Annotated in this window: 21 protein-coding genes and 2 tRNA genes; 10 read left to right on the top strand and 13 right to left on the bottom strand. The window is 28.4% G+C overall.

Annotation, left to right across the window (positions count from 1 at the left end):
- The first annotated feature begins 10 nt into the window (after nucleotides 1-10).
- The gene (locus ACWXVM_RS01285; RefSeq protein ID WP_455993924.1) at nucleotides 11-1,318 is read left to right on the top strand and encodes a M20/M25/M40 family metallo-hydrolase; all 1,308 of its coding nucleotides are present in this window, start codon (nucleotides 11-13) and stop codon (nucleotides 1,316-1,318) included.
- Nucleotides 1,318-2,034: a pseudouridine synthase gene (locus ACWXVM_RS01280; protein WP_455993922.1), complete on the top strand. Its 717-nt coding sequence runs from the start codon at nucleotides 1,318-1,320 to the stop codon at nucleotides 2,032-2,034. The genes ACWXVM_RS01285 and ACWXVM_RS01280 overlap by 1 nt, the downstream gene beginning before the upstream one ends.
- A 124-nt stretch (nucleotides 2,035-2,158) precedes the next feature.
- Here the strand turns inward: ACWXVM_RS01280 and ACWXVM_RS01275 are convergent, their stop codons facing one another.
- The 5 genes from ACWXVM_RS01275 to ACWXVM_RS01255 form a co-directional block, all read right to left on the bottom strand.
- Nucleotides 2,159-4,054, bottom strand: a complete 1,896-nt coding sequence (locus ACWXVM_RS01275) for an ABC transporter ATP-binding protein (protein ID WP_455993919.1) — start codon at nucleotides 4,052-4,054, stop codon at nucleotides 2,159-2,161.
- On the bottom strand, nucleotides 4,047-5,915 hold the full coding sequence (locus ACWXVM_RS01270; protein WP_455993917.1) for an ABC transporter ATP-binding protein: 1,869 nt from the start codon (nucleotides 5,913-5,915) through the stop codon (nucleotides 4,047-4,049). The genes ACWXVM_RS01275 and ACWXVM_RS01270 overlap by 8 nt, the downstream gene beginning before the upstream one ends.
- 150 nt (nucleotides 5,916-6,065) lie before the next feature.
- A complete protein-coding gene (locus ACWXVM_RS01265; RefSeq protein ID WP_455993915.1) occupies nucleotides 6,066-7,244 on the bottom strand; it encodes an acetate/propionate family kinase in 1,179 nt (392 codons plus the stop codon).
- A gap of 193 nt (nucleotides 7,245-7,437) precedes the next feature.
- Entirely contained in the window at nucleotides 7,438-8,274 is an 837-nt protein-coding gene (locus ACWXVM_RS01260) for a hypothetical protein (protein ID WP_438340638.1), read from the bottom strand.
- A gap of 113 nt (nucleotides 8,275-8,387) precedes the next feature.
- Nucleotides 8,388-8,472: transfer RNA gene (locus tag ACWXVM_RS01255), tRNA-Leu, on the bottom strand.
- Between the two features lie 152 nt (nucleotides 8,473-8,624).
- Here ACWXVM_RS01255 and ACWXVM_RS01250 point away from each other — a divergent pair.
- A complete protein-coding gene (locus ACWXVM_RS01250) occupies nucleotides 8,625-9,110 on the top strand; it encodes a dUTP diphosphatase (protein WP_455993913.1) in 486 nt (161 codons plus the stop codon).
- A gap of 432 nt (nucleotides 9,111-9,542) precedes the next feature.
- Here ACWXVM_RS01250 and tsf read toward each other — a convergent pair whose 3' ends face one another.
- Together tsf and rpsB are read right to left on the bottom strand one after the other, a co-directional pair.
- Entirely contained in the window at nucleotides 9,543-10,421 is an 879-nt protein-coding gene (gene tsf / locus ACWXVM_RS01245) for a translation elongation factor Ts (RefSeq protein ID WP_444705000.1), read from the bottom strand.
- A gap of 29 nt (nucleotides 10,422-10,450) precedes the next feature.
- Nucleotides 10,451-11,338 carry a 30S ribosomal protein S2 gene (rpsB, locus tag ACWXVM_RS01240; protein ID WP_438340630.1) on the bottom strand — a complete coding sequence of 296 codons (888 nt, stop codon included), beginning with the start codon at nucleotides 11,336-11,338 and terminating at the stop codon, nucleotides 10,451-10,453.
- Nucleotides 11,339-11,788: 450 nt separating this feature from the next.
- Between rpsB and ACWXVM_RS01235 the strand changes: the two genes are divergently transcribed.
- The gene (locus ACWXVM_RS01235; RefSeq protein WP_455993911.1) at nucleotides 11,789-15,706 is read left to right on the top strand and encodes an MAG2960 family serine endopeptidase lipoprotein; all 3,918 of its coding nucleotides are present in this window, start codon (nucleotides 11,789-11,791) and stop codon (nucleotides 15,704-15,706) included.
- A 73-nt stretch (nucleotides 15,707-15,779) separates the two neighbouring features.
- On the opposite strand, the gene arcA is transcribed toward ACWXVM_RS01235, so the two are convergent.
- Nucleotides 15,780-17,009, bottom strand: a complete 1,230-nt coding sequence (gene arcA, locus ACWXVM_RS01230; RefSeq protein ID WP_455993909.1) for an arginine deiminase — start codon at nucleotides 17,007-17,009, stop codon at nucleotides 15,780-15,782.
- A 336-nt stretch (nucleotides 17,010-17,345) separates the two neighbouring features.
- Between arcA and rpoE the strand changes: the two genes are divergently transcribed.
- From rpoE to ACWXVM_RS01210, 4 genes are all read left to right on the top strand, one after another.
- Nucleotides 17,346-17,615: a DNA-directed RNA polymerase subunit delta gene (gene rpoE, locus ACWXVM_RS01225; RefSeq protein WP_438340627.1), complete on the top strand. Its 270-nt coding sequence runs from the start codon at nucleotides 17,346-17,348 to the stop codon at nucleotides 17,613-17,615.
- 30 nt (nucleotides 17,616-17,645) lie between these two features.
- On the top strand, nucleotides 17,646-18,488 hold the full coding sequence (locus ACWXVM_RS01220) for a class II fructose-bisphosphate aldolase (RefSeq protein WP_455993908.1): 843 nt from the start codon (nucleotides 17,646-17,648) through the stop codon (nucleotides 18,486-18,488).
- A complete protein-coding gene (locus tag ACWXVM_RS01215; RefSeq protein ID WP_455993906.1) occupies nucleotides 18,488-19,834 on the top strand; it encodes a thermonuclease family protein in 1,347 nt (448 codons plus the stop codon). Before ACWXVM_RS01220 ends, ACWXVM_RS01215 begins: the two co-directional genes overlap by 1 nt.
- A gap of 81 nt (nucleotides 19,835-19,915) precedes the next feature.
- Nucleotides 19,916-20,009 (top strand) — tRNA-Ser (locus tag ACWXVM_RS01210).
- Nucleotides 20,010-20,091: 82 nt separating this feature from the next.
- Here the strand turns inward: ACWXVM_RS01210 and argS are convergent.
- On the bottom strand, nucleotides 20,092-21,726 hold the full coding sequence (gene argS, locus ACWXVM_RS01205; RefSeq protein WP_444704995.1) for an arginine--tRNA ligase: 1,635 nt from the start codon (nucleotides 21,724-21,726) through the stop codon (nucleotides 20,092-20,094).
- Between the two features lie 58 nt (nucleotides 21,727-21,784).
- Here argS and ACWXVM_RS01200 point away from each other — a divergent pair, with 58 nt between their 5' ends.
- Nucleotides 21,785-22,993, top strand: a complete 1,209-nt coding sequence (locus tag ACWXVM_RS01200; RefSeq protein WP_455993904.1) for a class I tRNA ligase family protein — start codon at nucleotides 21,785-21,787, stop codon at nucleotides 22,991-22,993.
- The gene (gene rlmB, locus ACWXVM_RS01195) at nucleotides 22,993-23,691 is read left to right on the top strand and encodes a 23S rRNA (guanosine(2251)-2'-O)-methyltransferase RlmB (protein WP_455993902.1); all 699 of its coding nucleotides are present in this window, start codon (nucleotides 22,993-22,995) and stop codon (nucleotides 23,689-23,691) included. Before ACWXVM_RS01200 ends, rlmB begins: the two co-directional genes overlap by 1 nt.
- A 45-nt stretch (nucleotides 23,692-23,736) precedes the next feature.
- Here rlmB and arcC read toward each other — a convergent pair whose 3' ends face one another.
- The 4 genes from arcC to ACWXVM_RS01175 all read right to left on the bottom strand — a co-directional run bounded on the left by arcC (nucleotide 23,737) and on the right by ACWXVM_RS01175 (nucleotide 26,884).
- Nucleotides 23,737-24,672 carry a carbamate kinase gene (gene arcC, locus ACWXVM_RS01190; protein ID WP_438340621.1) on the bottom strand — a complete coding sequence of 312 codons (936 nt, stop codon included), beginning with the start codon at nucleotides 24,670-24,672 and terminating at the stop codon, nucleotides 23,737-23,739.
- A 2-nt stretch (nucleotides 24,673-24,674) separates the two neighbouring features.
- Nucleotides 24,675-25,718 (bottom strand): ornithine carbamoyltransferase, encoded by a 1,044-nt coding sequence (gene argF, locus ACWXVM_RS01185; RefSeq protein WP_455966463.1) that lies wholly within the window; start codon nucleotides 25,716-25,718, stop codon nucleotides 24,675-24,677.
- A gap of 247 nt (nucleotides 25,719-25,965) precedes the next feature.
- On the bottom strand, nucleotides 25,966-26,445 hold the full coding sequence (locus tag ACWXVM_RS01180) for an MscL family protein (protein WP_438340619.1): 480 nt from the start codon (nucleotides 26,443-26,445) through the stop codon (nucleotides 25,966-25,968).
- A complete protein-coding gene (locus ACWXVM_RS01175) occupies nucleotides 26,438-26,884 on the bottom strand; it encodes a hypothetical protein (RefSeq protein WP_455993900.1) in 447 nt (148 codons plus the stop codon). Before ACWXVM_RS01175 ends, ACWXVM_RS01180 begins: the two co-directional genes overlap by 8 nt.
- Nucleotides 26,885-26,924: the final 40 nt, after the last annotated feature.

Genomic DNA, 26,924 nt, shown 5'->3' with positions numbered 1-26,924 from the left:
AGGATTTAAAATGAAAAAATATATTCAATTTAAGCAAGAAAAAGAAGCGTTTGATAAAATGATAAAAAACATTGCAAACTTATGCGAAATTCCTTCCATCAGTATAGAGCAAGAAGGAAAATACCCATTTGGTATAAACGCTGATAATGCTTTAAACTATGCCCTAAAATTAGCTGATTCTTTTGGCTTTGAAACATATAAAGATCCACACAATCGATATGGATATGCACAAATTGGTAATGGGGCAAAAATTCTAGGTATTTTAGCTCACTTGGATGTTGTTCCTGCTGGCGATGAAAAGCAATGAAAAACTAGCGCCTTTGTTCCAGTAATCACTGATAATGAAATAATTTGTAGAGGTAGTCTTGATGACAAGGGTCCTGCAATCATCAACATGTATGCAATGAAATATCTCAAAGACAATGGTCTAGTCAATGATGAATGGTCTATTCGAATTATCTTTGGGATTTCCGAAGAGACAACTATGAAATCAATGAAATTTTATCTTGCAGACTTCGGCCATCCATATGTTTCATATACTCCTGACGGAGAATGACCACTTATTTTTGCCGAAAAACTTATATATCAAGTTAGTTTTATTTTTAATAAAATTGATAATCTTGAAATAAATGCCGGAAATGTTGTAAATCAAATACCAGACAAAACTGAATATATATACAACGGAAAGCTACACAGTGTACTAGGGAAGGGTGGTCATGGTTCAACGCCAGAAAAAGGTGATAATGCTATTATCAAATCAATCCTAGAACTAAAAGAAAAACATCCCCAATTGTTAAGATATAATCTAATAAAATTTATTAGTGAAAATTTAGAAACTCGTGATTTTAGATTAAAAAATATTTTTCCAGACTATGATGATTTCTCGGGTAGCCTTAGTGCTAATCTTGGTATTATCAAAACAACCTCTGACAAACATATCATAACTTTTGATTTGCGAGTCCCGGCAACCCATTCTGTTGAAGAGGTTACAAATTCTATAAAAAAATACCTTTCATGCAATTTTTCAGATGTACATTTTGAAGTAGTTGGAACTAAAAATTCTATGTTTATGTCACCAGAAAGCAAATTAATAAAATTACTAATGCAAACATATAATGAAGCAATGAATACCAAAGAGCTACCATTAGCAATTGGTGGAGGGACCTACGCACGTATAGTTAATAATTGCGTAGCCTTTGGTTCAACAAAATATATGCATTTAATGCATGGACCAAACGAATGCTTCACATTCAAAGAAATAAAAAAATCGCTCGAAATTTACATTAATGCTCTAAATAGAATACAAGATGAAATATAATGAAAATAAGAATAGAAAAAATCATTTCTTGATACCTCAACATTTCAAGAAATGAATGCAAAAAAATAATAAAAGCTAAAAGGGTTCTAATAAATAATAAATCAATCCTTAAGCCAATTTGTGTTGATATTAATAATGATACAATTATGATTGATGGTAAGCTAGTTGAATATAAAGAAAAACAATATTTTGTTTTCAACAAACCATCAGGATACATAACGGCAAATTTTGATAAAAAAAGTAAAACAATTTTCGAAATTATTGACCTTGATCCCAATAAATTTTTTTCATATGGTAGACTTGATAAAGACACAGAGGGATTATTAATAATAAGTAATGATGGTTTTTTAGGCCACCAAATTATGAACTCAAAATTCGAAATACCTAAAACATATTATTTTCAGACTAATAAACCTTTTGATGACAAAATAAAAAATCACTATCCCAAACCAATTATCATTGCAAATAATTATCATGTAGAAAGATATGAGTTTATCTTTATAGACTCTAAATCTGCCTATATAACTATTTATGAAGGTAAATTTCATCAAGTTAAGGAAATGCTAAATTTTTTTGGTTATAAAATAACCTACCTAAAAAGAATATCAATAGGCACACTAAAATTAGATAATAATTTGAATCTGGGCGAAATCAGAGAAATATGTCAAGATGAAATTAACAAAATTTTAGAAAATTGTAAAACTTTTAAAAAGTAAAATTAGGTTTTTTTAAAAGATATAACAAAGATTATTGCTTTAACAAAAAAATCTGGATTTAAACCAGATTTTTTAATTTAGCTCCATGAAAAAATGGCTTTATTAGTTAGCAAACAAATAGGTGCTAGTCTTCCCTGAATGATGAATTATACATTTTTTCATATAAACCTTTTTTAGCTAATAATTCCTTATGGGTACCCGATTCAACAATTTCGCCATTATTAACAACCAAAATTTTATCTGCGCTCAAAATAGTCGAAAGTCTATGAGCAATAATAAACGAAGTTTTACCCTTCATTAATTTCATCATTGCTTTTTGAATTATTTTTTCGGTTCTCGTATCAATATTAGAAGTTGCCTCATCAAGAATTAAAATATTTCGATTAGCAATGATTGCTCGTGTTATAGCAATTAATTGTCTTTCACCTTGCGATAAATTAGCACCACCTTCTTCAATAATTTCTTCATATCCATTTCCTAATCGCATTATAAACTCATCTGCGTGCGAAATTTTTGCAGCTTCCTTTATTTCATCATCAGTAGCATTTGGATTAGCATAACGAAGATTTTGCATAATTGTGGTTTTAAATAAAAATGTATCTTGCAAAACAATCGATATTTGTTGTCTTCAACTTTGTTCTTTAATATCGCGCGAATTATTTTCATCAATTTCAATGTTACCAGATAGCGGTAAATAAAACTTACTTAAAAGATTTATAATCGTAGTTTTACCAGCGCCAGTAGGGCCAACAATAGCAAATACTTGGCCTTTTTTTGCCATAAATGAAGCATTTTTTAATTGAAGATTATTAACATCATTTGTATAGGAAAAATCAACATTCATAAATGAAACATTTCCTTTTGTATAATTAATTGACCTTAATTTGGTTTCATCAACAAGTGGTTTGAATGTAGCCAAATTCATTACTCTAACTGCTGAAACTAGCGCCAATTGAATAGACGAAAGATTCTCAAAAACACGAACAATACTATTAGCCATAACTCTTATGTATAAAACAAATGTAATAATAACCCCGGGCGTAAAATTAGAATTAGAGCCTGTACCAATATTTGCAACCGTAAATGCAGAAGCGATTACAACGATAATTAATTGCAATATATTAATAACAGCATTGCCAAGAGGTCACATTAAACCAATATACAGATTAGCCTTAAGAGATGAACTATATAATTTATTATTTCTAATAATAAACTCGTCTTCAATTTGTTTAGTAAAATCAAGTGATCTAATTAAATGATGTGCAGCAAGGTTTTCTTCAATGAACCCATTTAATGAAGCAACACGTGATTGTTGCTTTCTAAATTGTGGATTAGCCTTCTTTAAAACAATAAAAACAAAACAAAGCATTAAAGGCATTAAAAATAGAGTAATTAGAGTTAAATAAGCAGAATAGTAAAACATAAATCCAAAGGATGAAATGATTGTTGTAAAAGTTATAATAATAGTATTAAGGCTTCCAGTCATACCATTATTTATATTATCAATATCACTAGTTAGTATAGACATTAATTCGCCAGTCTTAACTGAGTCAAAAAATGAAACAGGCATTTTCATAATTGCCTTATAAGCATCTTCTCGCATAATTAAACATGACAAAATTGAGGCTCTAACTGATAAAACATTTGAAATTAACGAAAAAATTTGCTGAAAAACAAATATTAATATAAGTAAAACAAAATGTCACACAAAGCTTGAAATATTAAAATTATCAACATATTCTGGTACTAAAGATTTTATTTCGCCAACAAGAAATGAAGCAGATAAAAAATTATCAATAAAATATCCTAAAAAGAAAGTACCGGTAGTTAAACATAAGGCCGAAAAAACTGAAAAGACAATTATCCAAAAAAGATTTCCTTTTCTATAATTCAAATACCAAATTAATCTTTTGAAAGCGTCTCTTTTTATTTTTCTTCTTTGCTTTTGAATATTCTTTTTTTGGGTTTTTGTTAAACTTTGTTGCTTATCATCCACCTTAAGAGGATCCAAATTATACATCTAAACCTCCTAACTGTGTTTTTGCTATTTCTAGGTATAGCTTTGAAGTTTTTAATAACTCTTTATGTGTCCCGATATCGCTTATCAAACCATTTTCCATTACCAGTATTCGGTCAGCATCAATAATTGATGATATTTTTTGTGTAATAATAATAGTTACAATTTTTCTTGAAGAAAAATGCATATCAATATTATCCTTAACCATTTTCTCAGTTTTAGTATCAAGAGCAGATGTTGCATCATCTAATATCAAAATCTTTGGTTGCTTTAAAAGGCCTTGAGCTATTGAAATTCTCTGTTTTTGTCCTCCTGACAAATTTGATCCATTTTTAAGAACCTCATGCTCAAATCCATCATTGTATGCATTTATAAAATCATAAGCAAATGCTAATTTTGCAAAATATTCTAAATCTTCTTGTGTAGCTTTGTTATTTGCCATTAATAAATTAGACTTAATAGTTCCAGAAAGCAAAATTGGTTTTTGATAAACAAATGAAATATTTTTTCGCAAAGAAGTTGTATCAATTTCATTAATATCATTGCCATCAATGCTAATGCTTCCGTGGATAGTTTTAAATTCATGGCTAAGTAATCTAGCAAGCGTTGTCTTGCCTGATCCGGTCGGCCCTATTATCCCGATTTTTTCACCTGGATTTATTTTTAAATTAATATCTTTTATAACAAAGTTTTCAGATTCTTCATGATACTTAAATGAAACATTTTTTAATTCAATTTCACCTTTAGTAATAACTTTATTAGATTTTATAAAATCTATATCTGCTTCTTTTTTTAAGATTTCAATAACTCTTTTTGATGAAACATTTCCACGAGAAATTAAAAAGACTGCAAATGAAGACATAACTACCCCAATAGTAATAAACATTACATAATTTATAAATGTTGTAGCATTAGATATCTTTGTTTTATATAAGGATAATACATCGCTAAAATCCTTAAAAACTTTCAGATCAGTTATCACACCATAAGAACCTTGGTTAATTCTTGATCTAATAATAAAGCCAGTGGCTAATAATATACATGAAGTCACAATATTTGCAAACAAATTAATAAATGAAAAAGTAATATGATAAATAATTCAAGATTTTTTAGCTACGTTCGACCAGTTTTTATTACTATTTTGAAACTTATCTAATTGAACATTTTCAAGATTATATGATTTAATAACTCTTACACCTAAAATACTTTCTCTTGCTTCATTATTAATTTCATCATATGCTTTTTGTTCCTTTGGAAATAATCTCATAGAAGACATTCCTGCTATTGCCATAATAACAAATAATGCAGGAACAAAAGCGCCTAATGTAATTGAAAGATTCAGATCAGTTAGCAAAGCAAAAACTAACCCAAAAATTAAATTGCAAGGGCCGATAATGCTTAATCTTAAACCAGAGGAAATTCCAATTTGTATCCTAGATATATCGATAGTAAATCTTGTTAAAATTTTTGAATGACTAAAAAACTCAATATCTTTTTCCGAAAGAATTGTTAAATGCTGTCATAACGACTTTCGAATATGTTTTGCAGCACCTGTCGAAATATATGAAGCAAGCATAGACCCTAATAAGGTTACTATTGTTCCAATTAATAACACAAGAGCAAAATATGAGGTAAACCACTTTATAGAATAAGAGAGTGTTCCTTCAATTGTAAACAATCTAAGAATATTGATTTTAGAATAATCTAATATACTTGTTTGGTCTTTATGCAATTGTAAAAATGAATTTTGTGCGATTAAATTAGATAAATTTCCAATGAAAATCGGCACAAATAAAAAACAGATAACTTGAAGTAATGTTAGCAAAATGGTTATAATTGATAAAATTTTATACTTATGGTCCATGTATCTAAATAATCGAAGCAACATTAACTCCTTTAATTAAAATTTAATATCTTTATTAATTATATATTAATTAATCATGATTGCTTATTGTTTCAAAATCATTGCAATACCTAGAAAAAAAGTAGCTTTATAAGGCTACTTTAAATCAAACTATAAATTTATTGCTTCATTTGCAATGAATTGTTCTTCCTCGGCACGAATTACATAAATAGGAATAGCGCTTGATGCATCAGAAATAATCTTATAATCACTAAATTCTCGGCATTGATTCTTCTTATTATCTAGTGAAAGATTAACAATATTTATTTTATTTATAACTTCACTTCTTATATAGTCGTCATTTTCGCCAACGCCTGCAGTAAATACTATAGCATCAACTTTTTCTGTAATTCTATTTAAATAGGTAATTAAATAATCGGCAATTCTTTGAGTATATAAATCAAGAGCAAATTGCGCATCTGAATTAGTTACCTTGGCCTTTTGAATATCCCTTAGATCAGATGAAATACCAGAAACGCCCAACATACCAGACTGCTCATTGAATAATTTAAATAGTTCTTCAACACTTATATCCTTGTGCTTTAAAATGAATGGGATAATCGATGGATCAAAATCTCCTGATCTAGTACCCATCATAATACCAGCGAGCGGTGTAAAACCCATACTCGTATCAATTGACTGACTATTTTGCACAGCACATAAACTTGCACCATTTCCGATATGTAAACTAACTATGTTAACGTCTTTTTTATTTAAAATTTCTTGGCACTTTAAAGTAATATAATTATGATTTAATCCATGAAATCCATACTTTCTAATATTTAATTCCTTTGCTAAATCCTTATTTATAGGATATGAATACGAGATCCTAGGCATGGTTTGATGAAATGTAGTATCAAAATGCATTGACATTTTTGCAGAAGGTAATAAAGTTTTGAATGCTTCAATTGCTTCAATTGCGCCAGGGTTGTGAACTGGTGCCAAATCTATTGATTGCTTTAAAATTTCGATTTTTTCTTCATCGATAAGGGTTGTTTTTTGCAATTTTGGACCACCATTCACAATACGAAATGCTACTTTTTCAATATCATTAAAATCCTTTATGATATTGAATTCTTTTCACTGTTTTACCAATTGTTTGACAGCTTCTAAAAACGTAGGAAGAGGTATTTCAAAATCTTTATTAATTTCCTTATATTTCAATGTAAGAATACCTTGTTTCAACTTAATGCGTTGAGCAATTCCCTTAGCCTCAACAACCAATTTCTCGTTAAACAATGTTCATTTAATAGAACTAGATCCTGCATTTATAACTAATATTTTTTTCATAAAATATACTCCTAAATATGTTTTTTAAATTATATTATAAAGACTAGATATAAAACTATATTATTTATAATTATTTAGCTCTAATTATTTTTTTAAAGATTTTAAGTATAGATTTCAGAAGCTTAAAAAAGTTTAACTAACTGAAAAGCTAGTTAAACTTTTTTTAATAACAATTTGTAAAATATATGATTATTTAATAATTTCTAACAATCGATGAATTTAAGAATTTATACCCAAAATTATTAAACGATAGCAGATAAAAATCATTAAAGGTTTGATAATTTTTGACTTGTTTTAAAATATAAAATTCATATATAGTTGTCGAAATGGCTAGCGAAAAAACATTAGAAATAATTATAATTAGCATTCTTGATATTGCTGATAATGGGATGTTTTTTTCTTCATGATGTCTATTATAAAAGATAATAACAGAAGCAATCAAAATACTCATTATAGCCAATGGAATCAAAATATCAAACATAAGTATTCTCAAAATTGCAATCTTTTTTTGCTTTATAAAGTCAGGAGTCATAAATGAATGCATAGCAAAGTCTGTTTCTATTTCTTTTTCCAAATTCTTAAAATGAGGCGATTCATGTGAATATCCCAATATTTCAGCGGTAATCAAAATAATATCATTTTTAGTCAATTCTTGTTCTTTCTTGGAATACAAGGCAAAGGGAATTCTAGGGTCCTTTAAAAAAACAAATTTTGATTTATTAGCCATCGACTTTAGATAACAGTAATATGAATAATAATCCTTTATCTTAGCTCTTTTAATTAAATCAAGAAAAATAAAAGCTAGCAATATTGATAATATTCCCGAAATTAAACCAGCAATAATACTGACAGTAATATCGTTAAATATTTTAAAAGTACTATCACTTGAATATTTATTTTCAAATATGGTAACCATATAAATAATTAAGGCTCATACAATGATAATGACAGCAATGGTTAATATCGAATATCAACTTGAATGTAAATCAAGCCGTTTTAACTTTCTTAATTCTTGTTTTCTGTTATTCATTAAACCACCTTTGGTATTTTATTTATTTATTAAGATAAATTATAATAAAAAAATACTTATATTTGTATTATAAGTATTCTGTATCTACATTTGTGAAAGGTAAATTATTTATATGGTGCTCCAGACTGGACTTGAACCAGCACGGCTCTTAACCGGTTGATTTTGAGTCAACTGCGTCTGCCATTCCGCCACTGGAGCATAAAAGCATTAATAATTATAAATTATATTTTTAAAATAATGTTAAAAATAAAAAATCATAATTATTTCTTTTTAATTTTAAAATGTAAAATTAACTAATTGATAAATAAAAAGTTTTTATTTTTATGATTGGGAATATAATAATTATTGCTATGGATTTAAAAGAAATTTTTATGTTGCAAATTGACCTGGATAAGGCTTTTTCTGAAACCATTTCAAAAAAGGATTTTCGTTTTTTTGATACAAAAATTGTTATTGCTCTATTAGTTGAATTGGGAGAATTTGCCAACGAAGTTAAGGCCTTCAAATATTGAAAAAAAAATAAAGTTATAGATCGCGAAAAGATGCTAGAGGAGTTTGCTGATGGAATTCATTTTATAACTAGTATTGCATATCCAAAAGGTATAAGTCCAATTATCAACCCCTACATTAAGCACAAAAATTTTACACTTCAATTGGCATATACATACAAACTTTTTACCGAACTTTTAAATACCAAAGACAAAGATAAGGTCTTAAAGGCATATGAGGCTTATTTAGGTTTAGGCTTATTGGTTGATATTCAAGAAGAGGATATTGTTAATTCATATCTTGCTAAAAATAAAAAGAATTATCAAAGAATCAAAAATAGATATTAATAAAGGAAAGTGACAATTAAAAAATATAGTTAGTTTTACATAACTAGCCATATTTTTTTTACAAAAAATACTCAAATTACATTACATTGTTAACATAAATATAAATTTATAAAATGATTCTAACTTAATTAATTCATTTATTTTTGAATCACCAAAACAATATTTAAATATTCCTAAAATTTAGGCTAAATTATATTAAGCTAACTTAGACATGCAACAAAAAAGTTCTTTAACTTCTGTATTTAATTAATTAGTTCTCAAGCGTAATGCTAAAGATAAAAAATAAGGTGTTAAAGTTCTCCAAAATGTGTTTATCTAAAGATGATAAACCTAAGTTTGTAAAAGAACTCAAAGAATTGATCATAGATTGTCTTTCTAGTTTTAAATTAGCATAAAAAAACTACCACATAATTTGGTAGTTAATCTTAATTATTATTTAGCCATTTGTTCGGCAACTTCTGCGGCAAAGTCAACTGTTTTCTTTTCTATTCCTTCACCAACCTCATATCTTTTAGCACTAACTAAAGTCAAGTGAGAATCATTTAGATACTGTCCAACAGTTTTAGTATCTTCCATTACGAAGGGTTGATATAATAAAACACCTTTTTCGTTTAATTGTTTTCTTAGTAAACCTTCCTTAATAGATTGTTGAATCTTTTCAGGCTTATTTGCTAGAGCAGGTGATGCATCCAACATATCATGAATACCCTTTAACTCAACTGGACACAAACATTGTTCTGTTAAATAAGATGGGTTAAGGGCAGCGATATGCATCGATACATTTCTTAATGCTTCAGCATTCATACCCTTACCCATAATAATCGTTGCCACTCTATTATTAGCATGAGTATAGCCGGCCACAATTTCGCCTTCCTTAGCAACATATTTTAGCGCTCTTCTTAATGTTATTTTTTCACCAATTTTTGCTGTTAATAAACTAGTTTGATCCTCGATTGAAACACCATCAATTTTAATTGCCTGCAATTCTTCATCACTGGTAAAATCATTTACCAACAATGATTCACCGATTTTATTTGCTAATTCAATAAATAATTCATTTTTAGAAACAAAATCTGTTTCAGAATTAAGTTCAAATATAACTGCAACGTTATCTTTAACAACAGCTCTAACGATACCTTCGGCTGCGATTCTTCCAGCTTTTTTAGCAGCCTTTAAAATTCCTCTTTCTTGTAATCAGTCGATTGATTTTTCAACATCATTGTCATTAGCCTCAAGCGCTTTTTTAACATCTAAAAATCCTAAATTCGTTCTTTCTCTTAATTCTTTAATTTTATTTAAATCGATTGACATATATACCCTTTCTTATACTTTGAGATAATTTATTTTTCCTCAGGTGTTTTCGAAGATTCTACTGGTTTATTAAATCTTCTTTCTCTCATTTCTCTCATTTCGCTTGTTCTAGGATCTTCTGGTAAAACAATTTCCTCATTAGTTTTATAAGCAAATAATTGAGAACCACCTCTAGCAGAAGCGATAGCATCAGCTAAAATTGTAATAATTAAAGTTAATGATTTTGCCGAGTCGTCGTTTGCTGGAATAACAAAATCTACTAAATCTGGATTTGAATTTGTATCATGAATTGCAAAAACTTTTAAACCTTTTCTCTTTGCTTCTCTAATAGCAATTTCATCTTCAACAGGTGAAGCAACAATCATAACTTGTGGCATCTGCGCTTTATTAGCTAGTTTTCTAATACCACCAAGGTTCTTTTGCAACTTAGCAATCTTCTTATCGTTTAGAAGACCTTCTTTTTTAGTATATCCTTGATATCCATTTTTTTGCAAAGCTTCTAATCTGTCAAGTTCCTTAACACTCTTAAAAATTGTTTGCGAATTTGTTAAAGTTCCGCCCAATCAACGTTCAGTAACATAAACTGAATTAGTTCTTGCTGCTGCTGCTTCAATAGCAGATTTAGCTTGTTTTTTAGTACCAACTCAAATAAATGAGATTGGTTTTTGAGCCATTTTATTTAATAGTTTGTATGCATATTCTAAAGTTTTTTGAGTTTTAGCAATATCGATAATATGTATACCCGATCTTTTTCCATAAATGTATTGTTTCATCTTTGGATTTCAACGGCTTACTCTATGACCAAAATATGTTCCTGCTTCTAATAATTTTTCTCTTGAAACAATAACGGGTTCGCTAGATACTGCAGTTTTTTGTTCAACTGGCTTTTGTTCAACTTGTTTTTGTTCTGTTGTCATTTTTTTAATCTCCTTTTTTAAGAAATAAATAAAAATAAGTTTGTTTTTTTCTCCCTATTGTTTCTAACAATCAACACCAAAAAAAGGCACATGCGATTGAATTCACAATAGTGTTTGATAAATTAATTTTGTTTTTTCATAATCTATCGATACTTTTATAAAAAGTACTTTCAAATTTTAACACAATTTTAGTAAAAAAATAATAAGTTAGAAGACTGAAATTTATATGGTGGATTAATTATATGAATGATTCAGTACATACCAAAGGATTGACAAATATAAAAAAATAGAAATTTAAATTTGAATTTGATCAACAATAAGGCGTTTTGTTATGATAATTCAAAATTTTTTTGTATTAAAATACATTTCTTTTTTAGCTTAATAGAAGTAAAAATTAGGTATAATAAAAACACTTTTACGTAAGATAAAAATTTAATATTGAGGTTTTTTATGCAAAAAAGCAAAAAGAAGAAGATTTTAATAGCAAGTATTTCCACTGTTTCAATGCTAGGTATTATAGGGACTGCTGTGGGAATAGGATATGCTACTTTTTTAAAAAACAATAAACAGCAGCAAGAAACACAAGACTTAATCACGGCTGCTAAAAATTTAGTTGCAAACATAGTGAATGAGGATAGCAAAAGAGATTTTTTAAAACAAATTAATGATCCTAAATTTAGACAATATTCGCCTAAAAATTATGCTACTCTACAAATTATTTTAAAAAACATAAAAAAGCAGATAGAAGAAGATAGAGCATTTGTTTTATCAAAAATTAATCAATTAAAAAACAACGAAATAAAAAATAATCTTCTCAATCGTTTTCAAAATAACAATAATGCTGCAAACCTAAAAAATATTTTAGAAGAAACTAACAGACAATTAATATTGCAAGAAAAAGCAAAAAGTTTGGAATTAGCTAAAATAGAACTAAATGCCTTGATAAAAGATTTAAGTAAGGATAAAAAAGAAAAATTTATCATCCAAATAAGTGAAGCTAAAACACTAGAAGAAATAAATCTAATTAAAAAAAATATTATTGATTTCCTATCAAAAATAAGTACTGAAGATCAACTATTAAAAAATAAAATAAATGCCCTAATCGAAAAAATTAATGCATCTGATATTTCAAACAATGATAAAGAAGAACTAGCAAATAAAGCTAAATTAGCTACGAACAATAATATCGAAGAAATTTCGAAATTGCTAGATTTAGAAATAAACAAAGCAACTCTAAAACAAGAAGTGTTAATTTTGCTTAATAAACTTTCTAAAACAAAGCAAAAATACAAAGAATTAAAACAAAAATTTAGTAATAAAGACGCAAACGTCGACGATTTTAATGATATTAAAAATCAAGTTAATAGTTACTTAAATAAGCTAAAATCTGATGTAAAAATATTGCTTGATTCCTTTCAAGATGATAATTTAAAAAAGCAATTAAAAACCGAATTAAGTAGTGCTGATAATGAAGAAAAAATATTAGATATTAAAGCAAAAATTCTTGCTCATCAAATGAAACCGGATGTGCAAAAATTATTAGAATTAATTTCAAGACTTTCTAGTAAAAATCCATTAAAAAAAGAGTTGTCAGACCAACTAAACCAACAAAATATTAATGCAAAAGAAATTGACAACATCATTAAAAAGTTAGATAATGAAATTCAAAAAATTTTAGACAAAACTGCTAAAAACATAGAAAAGCTTGATGGATTACCTAAATATAATGAATACCAAAATGAAATTAAAAAAGGCAATATAACTGAAGATGAGCTAGAACAAATTAGTAATGATGCCAATAGTATCTTTGATGAATATAACCAAGAAGCAATTGCGTATGTAAATGCTCTTAACATTGAAATAACAATCAAAAACAAATTATCAACCTTAATTAAAACTTCTAAAAATATAAAAAATAGTGATTTTTATAAATCAAAAGCAAAACTATATAATGATATATCTTCAATTCATGACATTCATAAACAAGAAAAACTAAAAAATGAACTAGAAAAAATTTCTTTCGCAAATAATGATTATCGTGATCTTTTTGGCGAGTTATCACAAAAAATTAATAATGAAATAAACAAGCAAAATAATAATTCAAATGAAGCACCACAAATACCATCTCCAAACGTGCCAGATATAACTCCATCACCAGGCATAGATGTACCTGCTCCTAACTATGAAAAAATAAATGATAGCCAAGTATTACTTGCCGAAGCTCAAAAACAAATATCAACAGTAAATGAATTCTTTGAAAAAACAGATAATGATCCTGAATTGGTCGATGAACGCCATAAGCTTGCAATAGCATATACAAACTTAATAAAATATCGCGACCGCCAAAGAGATTACAATAATAACATCGAAGAATTAAATGATGCTCTAAAAGAATTTAAAACACAGTTATATAATCTAAGCCAAAAATTTAAGAAGGTTATTAGAAACCATGAGCTTCAAAAACTTAATACCGATATAAACTCAACAACTAATAATTCTAAAACCGATTCACCAAAGCACAGTTTAGGTTTTGATTTAATATTCAATAAATCTACACAAAAATTCAATGATGCTAATGCTATTGTCACCCAAACACCTTATTATAAAAAGAAACTTCAAGAATTTAAAAACTATCTAAAAACAGCTAATAACAACACTGGTTTAGATTTATCAAATAATCGCTTAGATCCTGGTTTTTTAAACTATCTTAAGGAAGTTGGCATATATGGAGAATATGGTGATAATGATGAACAAAAATGACGTCAATTCTTTAATGGATACAATAAAGAACATATGATGAAAGCTTTGTTCCTTGACACTTTTGATACCATACCAAACAATTCTATCGAAATTAAACAAGATGAGAATACTGCTAATAAAATTAAGGGAATTATAAGAAACAACCCTTTTGGCTATCTTCCATCTAATCTAAGTCAGTTTCTTTATTATATCGACTTAGATACAATCAAAAAAATGATAGACTTTAATCAAGAAATTGAAGAAATAAAGGCTAAACATAATGATTTAAGTGGCGAAATAACATTATTATTTAAAACTAAATCTGCACAATTTAGACATCTAACACTTAACACAAGCAATTCATTGCTAAGAAAAAATGATGATTTTTATCAATACATCTATGATAGGTCATTCTCACTAAATTATAAAGGTATTTATACAGTACGACCACCCTTTGGTGGAAGTCCTTCGCAGCGCTATACAAGTACTTCTGGGACAGCATGAATTGTAGATAGAATTGATAATAAAATAACAACCAATAAAAATGGCGGCGAAGAATATGAATTTTTAGTTGCAACCAATGCACACGTTGCATCATTAACTCATATCTTTGACAAAAGTATTGTGTACAACAAAAATACAGATAAAAAAAATATTAATAACTTTGTTGGAAGACTAGACCCTAATTTTAATTTCAATAAGCATAACTATGAAACTGCGGATAATGGTGAAATTATTAATGATTATCAAAAATACTTTAAAAAATCGCTAAACACACATCAGGGTACTGATACAAAAAGTCAGTATTTAGATTGGATATACTACACTCCAAGATTTAGCTCGAAAGGATTAAGAGCAAATCGGGCTGTCACAAATTTCTTTGATGAACTCACAGATGTCAATAACCGCCTTGGGACAGTTAAAAATGGCGGAGCTGATTTTGCAATTCTTAAACTAAGATTCACTAAAAATAATATAAGGGATCTATTTCCTACCCTATACGAAATTTTAGAAACACCAGCCGAAAAGGATTGATATATTGGTTTTGGTAATGAAACAAATAAGCAAAAGAATCACGAGAGCCCTATCCAAACTCATTTTGTGCTCGGTTTTCCAGATGTCAATGGAACAATTAAATTAAATGCTGCCAGATCACAAGGTGGCTATATTGAAACAAAAAACCGTGTTGTTGATAATGATAAAAATAACAAAGATAACTTTAATAGCTTATGGGTAAGATATAACGAAAAAGAAAACAAAGATTGAAATAGTATAGACAATAAATGAATGGACTATGAAAAACCATTTGGAAAAGTATCTGAACACGGAATGCCTAAAAATATTCTCCAACAGATGACAACACTATATCTTGACAATGAAAAGAACGAATCACTTGATAGCGGTTCAAGCGGTTCGATGGTAATAGATTCAAGATTTAATTTAATCGGAATTAATTTTATTCATATTGTCGAAAGTGACAATTCTGAAAACAGGGGTAACCAAATTATCTTGTTTAGAGGCGAAAGTGAATATGATCCAAAAGAATTTTCAGGTGATATAAAGCATGATTTCATAACAAAACTTGAAGTAGATAAGCTTAAAACTATTAAGCTAAACCCTAAAATTTAAATCAAAAAAATATCCCCAGCTTGTTGCTGAGGATTTTTAATATATAAAATTCAATAATTTTAGATAGTTACTATTACATAACATCTTTACGTGATAAAGGCATTGACATGCAACGTGCATTACCCATACCTAATGATAATTGGTTACCATGGAATGGAAGAACCTTGATTCCAGCAGCTTCTAAGGCAGCGTTTGTCTTTTCGTTACGTGAATAACCAATAACAACACCTGGTCTAATTGCTAGATAGTTTGTACCATCAAAGTGAGTTTCTCTTTCAATTTCCATTTGTGAAGCACCTTCACCAGCAATTGGAATTAAGATAGGTTTTTTGTTAATAATTGATTCTAATAATTGTTCTAGTGGTAAACCATTTTCCATTGGTTGTGGTTCTTCTCCACCATTTACTAAATCATAGTCTCAGAATTTAAATACATCATTAGCAATAGGCGAGTATAGGAATTTATCCTTGTCCAACATTGTTAGTCATGTGTCTAAGTGCATCAAGTTTGTTCATTTAGGAACATTGATTGCAACAATACGTTTGAATTCACATTCTTTATTAGCAACAATATTCTTAGCTAACAAGGTTATTGTTTGTAAATCGGTTCTTTCTGAAACACCAACTACTAAGGTTTCGTTGTTGTAGATAAATACGTCTCCACCTTCGATTGATAATTTTAGAGATGGGTCGTAGTATCATGGTGTGTTTACAAGTTTAGGGTGATTTGAAAATACAAACCTTGAGAATAATGTTTCACGTTGTCTAACTTTGTAACGCATGTAGTGAATTGTTACACCATTACCAACTGATGCAAATGGGTCACGGGTAAAGTATAGGTTTGGCATTGGGTCAACGATTAATTCGTGATCTGCTTCAATACCTAAATCATACTTGGTGATTCCAGCCATCATAATTTCAACTAATTCTCTTGATGACATTTTTGATTTTAAGAAGTTTCTTACAACCATTTTGTGTTCTTCTGAAAGAACAGGTTCTGAGTCTTCTAAAAATTCTTCAATTAATTTGTCTTTAGCTTCTTGTGATGCTAAATCATATGTTTCTGCAACTAGGTCAGTTAGTTCAACAACATTGATGTCGTTAGCTTTTAATTCTGATACAAATTGTTTGTGTTCTTTTCTTGCATCATGACTTTCTAAGATAGCTGAGAATAATAATTCATCTAGTCTAGCTGGTGTAATGTAGTCAATTTCACGCCCTGGTTCGTGAACTAAAACCGATTCTAATTCTCCGATTTCTGAATAAACGTGAATTCCTTTAAATTTACTGTCAAATACAGACATTTGTTTCCCTTTCAAATAAGTGATGTTATTTAGCGTATAAAAAAGTGCAAATAAATGCTCTATTTATACAATATTAATTATACTACACTTTTATTTTTTGGGTTTTTATACTAATTTAAACTAAAAAATAAAAAATAATAAAATAAAATAAGGGATTTGAGACTTGACAATGCCGGAATTTTTAAGTTTTTAGACCTTATTATTAGTTGAAAAAATAGAGTTTTTTTAACATTTCATATTTTTAAAATTCCTAATAAATTTAAATAATAAGTATTTATAATTATAATATATTTAATACAAGGTAAAATATATACTTATTGTAAATAAAGAGGTTATATGACAGAAGAAAAAGAATATAAAACATTACTTGATATTACTGAAGAAATTCTAAATGAAAAACAAAATTTAGATTTCTATAATTTATTTAATTCAATACAAAAAATTCTATTAGAAAGATGAAGAAGTGAAAGTATTGATACTAGTACTGATGAAGAAATTTTACTAAAAAAACGCGGGGAATTATACCGTTTACTAACTGTAGATGGAAGATTCTTTCACAATGCCGATGGAACATGAACAACAATTAGACCTGACTATAAAAACTAAACTTATTTTGTTTGGTTTTTTATTTTGTTTATGATAGTTAATGCAAAAGAATTATTAAAAAAAGCATATAAAAACAAAGATGTTGTGTTCCATATTAATATTAACAATTTAGAATGAACTAAGCAAGTTTTGCTTGCTGCTAACAATGCAAATAAACCGATTATTTTGGGAGTGAGTTCATCTGCTGCTGAATATTTTGGCGGTTACAATGTTTGCTATAGTGTCGTGAATTCTTTAATACAGGATTTAAAAATAACAATTCCCGTTTGTCTTCATTTAGATCACGGAACATATAACGATTGTATTAAAGCAATCGATGCAAATTTTTCATCTATAATGTTTGACGGAAGTAAATTACCATTTCTTGAAAATCTCAATATAACAAAAAAACTTTATAAAGTATGCCAGAAAAAAAATATTTCACTTGAGTGTGAAATTGGGAGAATAGGAGGAACGGAGGATGGTATCGTCAGTGACATTGTATATACAAAAATTGAAGAAGCAATTGAGTTTAAAAATGTGGGTATTGATATGCTTGCTATTGGTATTGGCAATATTCATGGTGAATATCCAAAAAATTGAAAAGGTATAAACTTCGAATTACTAAATCAACTAAATCAAGCTCTTCAAATGCCGCTTGTCTTACATGGCGGTTCGGGAATTAGTGATGCAGATATCAAAAAATGCATTCAAAATGGCATTGCAAAAATTAATATAAATACTGAGTTACAAATAGAGAATGCAAAGGCACTTGAACACTTTCTTAAAAACAATAATATAATGGAAAACAAAAACTATAATCCGAGAAAACTTTATAAAAATAGTAATATGGCTATTTACAATAAAGCATTGGAGATATTAACCAAATACTAATGAAAAAAAATATAAAAAGATTTTTATTATCAAGTCTAATAGCTCCTAGCCTTCCGATAGCTAGCTATATGCTAGTTCAATGCACAATAGAAAAAAATAACGATACACAGAAACTATTAAGAAAAATAACCGAATATAAAAATACAATTAGTAAAAATGTCATAGATTTAAAGTTATGTAATGAGATTGCAGACATTACAAACGAGGATTCAAAAAGCTATTCAAGAAAAAAAGATCAAACCTTTTTAAAGCAACTAATAATTATTCTAGAAGACATAAAAAAATTCCCCATAAATAATCAAGCATTACCAATAAATATTGATAAATTAGCAAATAAATTAAAAGTAATAAATGAAATTTGAATTTCTATCTTCAATAAGCATAGCCTATTAAATAAGAAAGAACACAGTCAAATAACTACAACGTTTTTAAAAATTAGATCTTTGCTTTCCTTTAAGAAGGTTATTGATACAGAAGTCTTTGACTCAATAATTAAAAAATTCATTATTTTAGCTAAAAAAATAAGAAAAACTTATACAAAAAAACTTTCACAATGAAGCGAACAAGAAATATCGTTATTAAAATTCTTATTTAAAGATTTCCAAATTAATGATAATAAAATAAATAATGGTGACCTTGATGAAATTTTTAATAACGATTCCAAAATAGATAGCAACGAGAATAGCCAAGATAAAAAAGATATAAGTGCAGAAAATAGTAAAGACAAAGAAATATACCTAACTAGTAAATCTATTTATGTTAATAACAAAGAATACCTTCTATCTAATGATCTTAGAGAAAACAATGCCACCGAAGTATCTGCTTTTAAGATAAATGATGGTGATACTGCTGAATTAAAAAACATAAAAAATAATAAAACTTTTAGATTCAGGTTTTCTGGTATCGATACACCAGAAACATGGAAAAAAGTAGGACAAAAATTTGAACCAACAGTTGGGTTACAATTTAAATATGGTAAGATTGCAAAAAACTTTACAACAAGAAATCTTCTTGAAGCAAAAAAAATTTGAGTAATTCCCCAAACAACAATTAGTGACCAAAATAAGGATGAAAATAAGAAATTCTTTGATGCTTATGGTCGAATTGTCGCAATAATTTTAGTTTATAAAAACGACGGTTCAATAATTTGCATCAATAAAGAACTCATAAAAAACGGCTTTAGCAAAGTTTCTTATATATCTCTTGATAAAAGAAGCAAATATTACACAAAAAATGAAAACTTTTATTTTTGATTAAAGAATAATGAAAAGGAAGCAAGAAACCAAAAATTAGGAATATGGTCAGATAATATTAAGGAAATTTATCCTCCAAAAAGAATAAAATAATAAATATTTACTTGTCTTCCTTATTATTTCACATAAATTAACTTATATTAGTATATAATTAACAATGCTTAAAATAGGTATGGGTAAGTACTCAAGTGGTCGAAGAGGCGGTCCTGCTAAGACTGTAGGGGTGTATAAAGCACCCGCGGAGGTTCAAATCCTCTCTTACCCGCCATTTTTTATTTATTCTTTTGACCTCTAGAAGCAATAAAAACACCAATCAAGTGGTGTTAAATAATTATATTTTAGAACAAAAGCTACATTTTTTCAGGAGTTTCTAAATCCATTAACTTCATCGCATCAAATAAAACTATTTTAATAGCTTTAACTAAAGCCACATAGCTTTCCTCGTTTTGAGATCCAATAACCTTAACATTTGAATAAAATGAATTAAATGCTCTAGCCAATTTTAGTAAATATGGTGGCAATAAATTAACCTTGTATGTTTTAGCCATTGTACTAATTAAGTCTGGATATTCCTTCAATTGAGCTACTAATTTTTGTGAAAATTCATCAGTTAGATTTGTTGCTATAGGGTTCACATAATTAAATTTTTGCAATAATTGAGCACAACGAGCATGAGCATATTTAATAATATACATCGAATTGGATTCATCTGTACTTGTAACTTTTTTAATATCAAAATCAATTTTTGAATTGTATGATCTTTCAATCAAGAAAAATCTAATTGCATCCTTGCCAACTTCATTCATTAATTCTCTTAATGTCAAAGACGTTCCCAGACGTTTAGACATTTTAATTTCCTTGCCGTCTTTCATAACTCTTATTAGTTGGAATAAGATAATTTCTAATTGATCTCTACGGTATCCTAGATCTTCAAACGCAAACTTGACACGTTCAACATAACCAGAGTGATCTGCTCCTCAAACATCAATAATAATTCCTTTTTCTGAGTCTTCAAGTTGTCTAAATTTTTGTTCATGATAAGCAATATCTGCACAAAGATAGGTTGAATCACCGTTTCTTTTAATAATAACTCTATCCTTATCATCTTTGCCACCACTTGTGGTTTTTAATCATGTTGCCCCATCTTTTACGTAGGTGGTTTTTAATCTTCTTATAGCAGGTCAAACCAAATCATTTTCATATTGCGCTTTTTCTGAAGTATATATATCAAATCACACACCAAATTTCTTTAGATCTTCTTCAATATTTTTTAGAGCAAATGTTCTACCAAAATCTCTAAATAATAATTCAATTTCAGGTGTATATTCTACACCCTTATATTCTTCGTTATGCATTTCATAAAATGCTTGTGCAAATTCTATAACATCACCACCACGATAAGCATCTTCTGGTAGTTCATATGAAGGATTAAATATTTGTTGATATCTTGAATAAATTGATACTGCTAATTTATTCATTTGGTTACCATAATCATTTACCAAATATTCCCTAATAACTTGGTGTCCGGCTTTTTCTAAAATGTTGCATAGTGTAGCCCCAATTGCGGCATTTCTAGCATGACCAATATGTAGATAGCCAGTAGGGTTTGCAGATACAAATTCTACATTAATCTTTCCTTTTCCTTCCTTAGAAAGACTTCCAAAATTTTTTCCAAGTTTATTGATTAAATTAACTGTATCTGCAAAAACTGAATTAGATACTCAAAAATTAATAAATCCAGGCTCTGCTATTTTAATTTCACTAATTTGACTAAATTTATTTAAATCAATATTTTTAACAATCTCTTGGGCAATTTCAATTGCCTTTTTGCCTAATTCTTTTTGCAATGTTAGTGCAATATTGGTAGAATAATCTCCGTAGTTTTTAGCCTCCGTTAATACTACAGGTTTATTTATCTTTAATTTGTTCAATGCTTCTTTAATTGAACATATAATAATTTCTTTTGCCGATTCCATAATTTCCATAATTTATTATTATATAATAAATTGTTTATTTTAAGGATATATCATATATAATGTTTTCATGAAAAAATATTATTTATGTGGTCCAACAGTTTATAACTATCCTCATATTGGAAATATAAGACCATGTGTTACATTTGATATCCTTATAAGAGCCCAAAGATTTCTAGGAGAAGAAATATTTTATCTTAATAATATAACTGATATAGATGACAAAATTATTAAAAAGGCTATAGATGAAAACAAAAGTGAACTAGAAATAGCAAAAAAATATGAAGAATATTATCTTGATTTATTCAAATTGTTTAATCTTGAAATGCCAAATAAAATAGTTAGAGTTACTGATTCATTAAATGATATGTATGAATATATACAAAAAATGATAGATAAAAAAGCAGCATATAAAGTAGGCGGCAACGTTTTTTTTGATGTCTTAAAATTTAAGGAATTCTATGGTTCTGTTAGCAAACAAAAAATTGAAAATTTAATATCAGATGATGATAATAATGAATTAAATAAAAAAAATAAGCAAGACTTTGCTTTATGAAAGGAAACTAATATTGGCATAAAATTTGAAAGCCCTTTTGGCCCGGGACGTCCTGGTTGACATACTGAATGTAGTTGTTTCATATCAAAATATTTCAAAGGCGAAACTATTGATATCCATGGTGGAGGTATTGATCTAATTTTTCCGCACCATGAAAACGAAAATATTCAACATTATTCGATATACAATAAGCCTCTTTCACACAACTGAATTCATTTTGGAACACTAAACTATAAGAATCAAAAAATGTCTAAGTCAATAGGAAATCTTATTTTTCCCCATGATTTTTTAAAAAAATACCATCCGGATACTTATAAGCTAATGATATTAAGTACCAATTATGCTAAGCCGATAAATGTTAGCGATGAATTATTTGATTCATTGCAGAAACTTATAAATAAGTTTATTGTCATTAATAATACTGTCCAATTAAAAAACAATACTTATAAAATTAATAAAAATAAAGTTGATGAAATAATTAAATTGTGTGCAAAATTGAATTTTGCGCAAGCAAATAAGGAAATAATACAACTTTCAAAAATAGAAGAAAACTTTAATACATTCCTAGAAATAATGAAAATTCTTGGTTTTAGTTTTACAAATAAAAAAATCAGTAGCAAAGACCTCGCTCTTTATAATCAATGACAAAAATTATTAGATGAAAAAAAATATATACAGGCCGATAATCTAAGAAAAATATTAAAGGATAAGAAATTAATATAATGAAGAACTTTATATATGGAAAAAATTCAGTCCTTGAGGCTATCGAAAATGATTTTCCTATTAAAAAGATATTTCTATTAAAGGGATTACAAAATAATAAAATTAAAGCCAAAAATATAACCTATCTACCAGCAAGTGAAATGAATAAGATAGTCAATGGTAATCATCAAGGTTACATTGCAGAAATTGAAAGTTTTAATTATCATGATCTTGGTTCAATTTATAAGGATAAGGCTAAGACAATTTTAATTTTAGATCATATACAAGATCCACAAAACTTCGGAGCAATAATTCGTTCAGCTAATGTTTTTGGAATAAGACATATTATCATACCTAAAAACAGAAGTGTAGACATAACTCCGGCTGTTTTAAAAACCTCGTCCGGTGGATTTAAAAATATCAAAATCATCAAGGTGGCTAGCTTGTTTGAAGCTATTGAAAACCTAAAAAATAATGGTTTTTGAATATATGCAACAGCACTAGATAAAAAAGCCAAAACAATATCAAATACAAGTTTTAGCTTTCCTGTTGCCCTAATTATGGGTAATGAAGAAAGCGGAGTATCAAAAACATTACTAAAACATGCAGATGAAGTGATTTATATACAACAAGATTTTGATTCTGTTCAGTCATTAAATGTTTCTGCTGCTACCGCCATTTGTTTGTATGAATTGTACAATCAAAAAATAACAAAATAAAATAGTTGGGATTGCGTCCCAACTTTTTTATATATAAATTTAAAATTAATTTAAAGTAACTTTTGTACCAATTTTTTCGGCAATAATGTCTTCTAAATCTTTTAAATCTCCGATGAATGCAGCCTTTCCGCCTTCTTCAACAAACTTAATAGCAGCTTGCACCTTTGGTAACATACTTCCAGGAGCAAATTGTTTTTCTTCGATGTATTTTTCAAGATCAGCTTTTGTTGCGTGTTTTAGATCTTTTTGTTCTGGTTTTCCGTAGTTTACTTTAACGTAGTCAACTGCAGTTAAAACAATAAAGTAATCTGCATTTGTTAAGGCAGCCATTTTTGCTAAAGCAAAATCCTTGTCAATAACTCCATCAACTCCATTGATAAAACCATTTTCATCCTTAACAGTAGGGATACCACCACCACCACCAACGATAACAGTAGCTCCAGCTTCAATAGCGTTCTTCATTTGGTTAATACCAACAAAGTTAATTGGTTTTGGCGAAGCGACAACCTTTCTAAAACCACGTCCAGCATCTTCAACAATAACACTATTAGGATTAGCCATTTCTGCTTCTTCTCTTGTCATAAAGAAAGGACCAATAGGTTTTGTAGGATTTTTGAATGCAGGATCCATTGGATCTACTAAAGTTTGAGTCAATAGATATAATACTTCTTTTTCTTCTAATCCTTCTTCCTTAAATGCATTGGTAATTGCATTAACCATATGGTATCCAATGTATCCTTGTGACATAGCGCCAGCTTCTGGTAAAGGAACTAATGGTGATTTAGGATTAACTGATGCAGCACTAACAAAACCATTGAAAATCATACCAACTTGTGGCCCATTTCCGTGGCCAACAATAACTTCATGGCCGGCCTTAACTAATTCAGCAATTTTTTTCGCAGGAATTTTAACTAATTCTTTTTGTTCTGCAGGATTATTTCCTAACGCATTCCCACCTAAGGCAATAACGATTCTACTCATAATTAATATCCTATTGTAGCTAGAATAACAGCCTTAATTGTGTGCATACGGTTTCCAGCTTGTTGAATTGATTTATTGTATTTTGATTGGAATACTTCGTCAGTAACTTCCATAGCTCCGGTTGCAACAACTGGGTATTTTTGTCCAAGTTTTTCTTTGATTTCTGATGAGAATAAAGTTTTATCATCATGGAATGCAGGTAAACAGTGCAAGAAAATAACACTTTCTTTTGCTGCTTTCATCATAGCCATATCAACTTGAAATGCACCAAGTTCTTGAATACGTGATTCAAATAGTTCAAATGGTTCACCTAATGATACTCAAACGTCTGTATAAATAGCATCAGCATTCATAGCAGCTTCAATCTTGTTATCTGAAAATGAAACTGATCCGCCGTTACGTTCAAAAAGTTTTTGAACAGCTTCATAAACATCTTTATGGTTTGGCCCGCTTTTAACAATTTCTCATTGTGATTTAGGACCACATAAAACAATATGAACACCAAAGAATGCAGCACCAATCATTAATGAACGAGCAACATTGTTTTTAATGTCACCTGCGAAAACAATTTTCTTTCCTCTTAGATCACCTACGAATTCCTTAAATGTTAAGTAGTCAGCTAACATTTGTGTTGGGTGTTCAGCATCGGTTAAACCATTTCAAACTGGAACACCTGAATATTTAGCAAGTGCTTCAACATCTGTTTGTTTAAAACCACGGAATTCAATACCATCATACATTTGGCCTAAAACCATAGCTGTATCTTCAACTGATTCTTTTTTACCAAAATTAGATCCTGTAGGTCCAATGTATGTACAGCTTGCCCCTAAATCAGCGGCAGCAACTTCGAATGCACAACGTGTTCTTGTTGAGTCTTTTTGGAACATAATAACAATGTTTTTTCCTGTTAAAGGACGATTGTTAGTATGTAGCCCTTGCATTTTAGCTTTCTTTAATTCTCAAGAAAGATCTAAAAGGTAATTGATTTCATCGGTTGTGAAGTTTAGAGCTGTATCTAAACTACGACCTTTTAAATTCATTGGCATATTATGAAAATCTCCTATGTTTATTTGGTTATATATTTAATATTTTTAGATAGACTTTTTATAGTTTTTAAGTGTTTTTTGGTTATATAAAACACGCTAAAATTATAGCAATTTTTTTATTTTTTTAAATAGTTATAGCTTTATTTAGCCTAAAGTAAAAAATAAATGAAATTTAAAAAGAACAAAAAATATAAGCTATTAAGCTTATACTTTATAAATCAGTAAATCGCAATTCAATTCTTAGGTTTTATTCTTGCGCTAATTTCTCTTCATCACTCTTCTTATTTTTTGCAAGTTCAACATTAATCTTTTTAAGTTCTTCTAAAATTAGTTCCTCTGTAGTTAATGGTTTTGGCTCCTCAACTTCTTCAACTATTGGTAATTTTTTTGCCTTGTGATACTGAATGATATTCCTAATCAAATATACTAAAAATAAGCTTACAAATATAACCACTGTAACAATAAGAAACTGAATAAGTGCCGCAAGAAATTGACCAATAAGAATATTGCCGATTTTAATGTCCTTTACCTCGTTAACATTAAAAACAGAGGTAATAGCTGCAAGAATAACATCCTTAGCTAGCGAAGATATTACAGCGCCAAACGAGGTACCTAATAATAACCCTATGGCTAGCATTATCATATTTCCCCGCTTAACAACATTCTTAGCATCTTTGAATGCATTTTTTACATATTTCTTTTTTTCTTCAAATTCTTTTTTATTCATTTTGTTTTACTCTCTTTTTATATGAATTCTTATTGGCCATAATTGCTAAATTCCCTATAATTGATATAATTCAAAAAATAGGAAAAAGAGGAAAAATTGTTGATAAAAACAAAATAGTCTTCCCAAATTTATTAGTTTTTCATGGAGCAAATGAAAGAACAATAACATCTAATATTCAAGTTAAGATAGCACCCAATAAGGAAAAACCTAGAATAATAAATCATTTTAAATTTTCTTTGAGTAGATTAATAATATCATTGAGAAAATCATTTATTCCTTTATAGGCCTGGTTAACATCCGAACTCTCAAATTTGTTATTAACAGAACCAAGAAAATTAGACACTGATGTGTAAATAAAGTATCCAGAAATAATAAGACCTATAAAAACAAAAATCTTAAAAATAAATGAACTTATACTTATTTTTGCTTCACTTTTCATTTTTTCTACTCCATTTTTAAAAAATATTAATAATGTATAT

Source organism: Mycoplasma sp. 2261 (genome assembly GCF_053851575.1).
The sequence above is the reverse complement of the archived record's forward strand: the minus strand, read 5'-3'. Positions and strand labels throughout refer to the sequence as shown.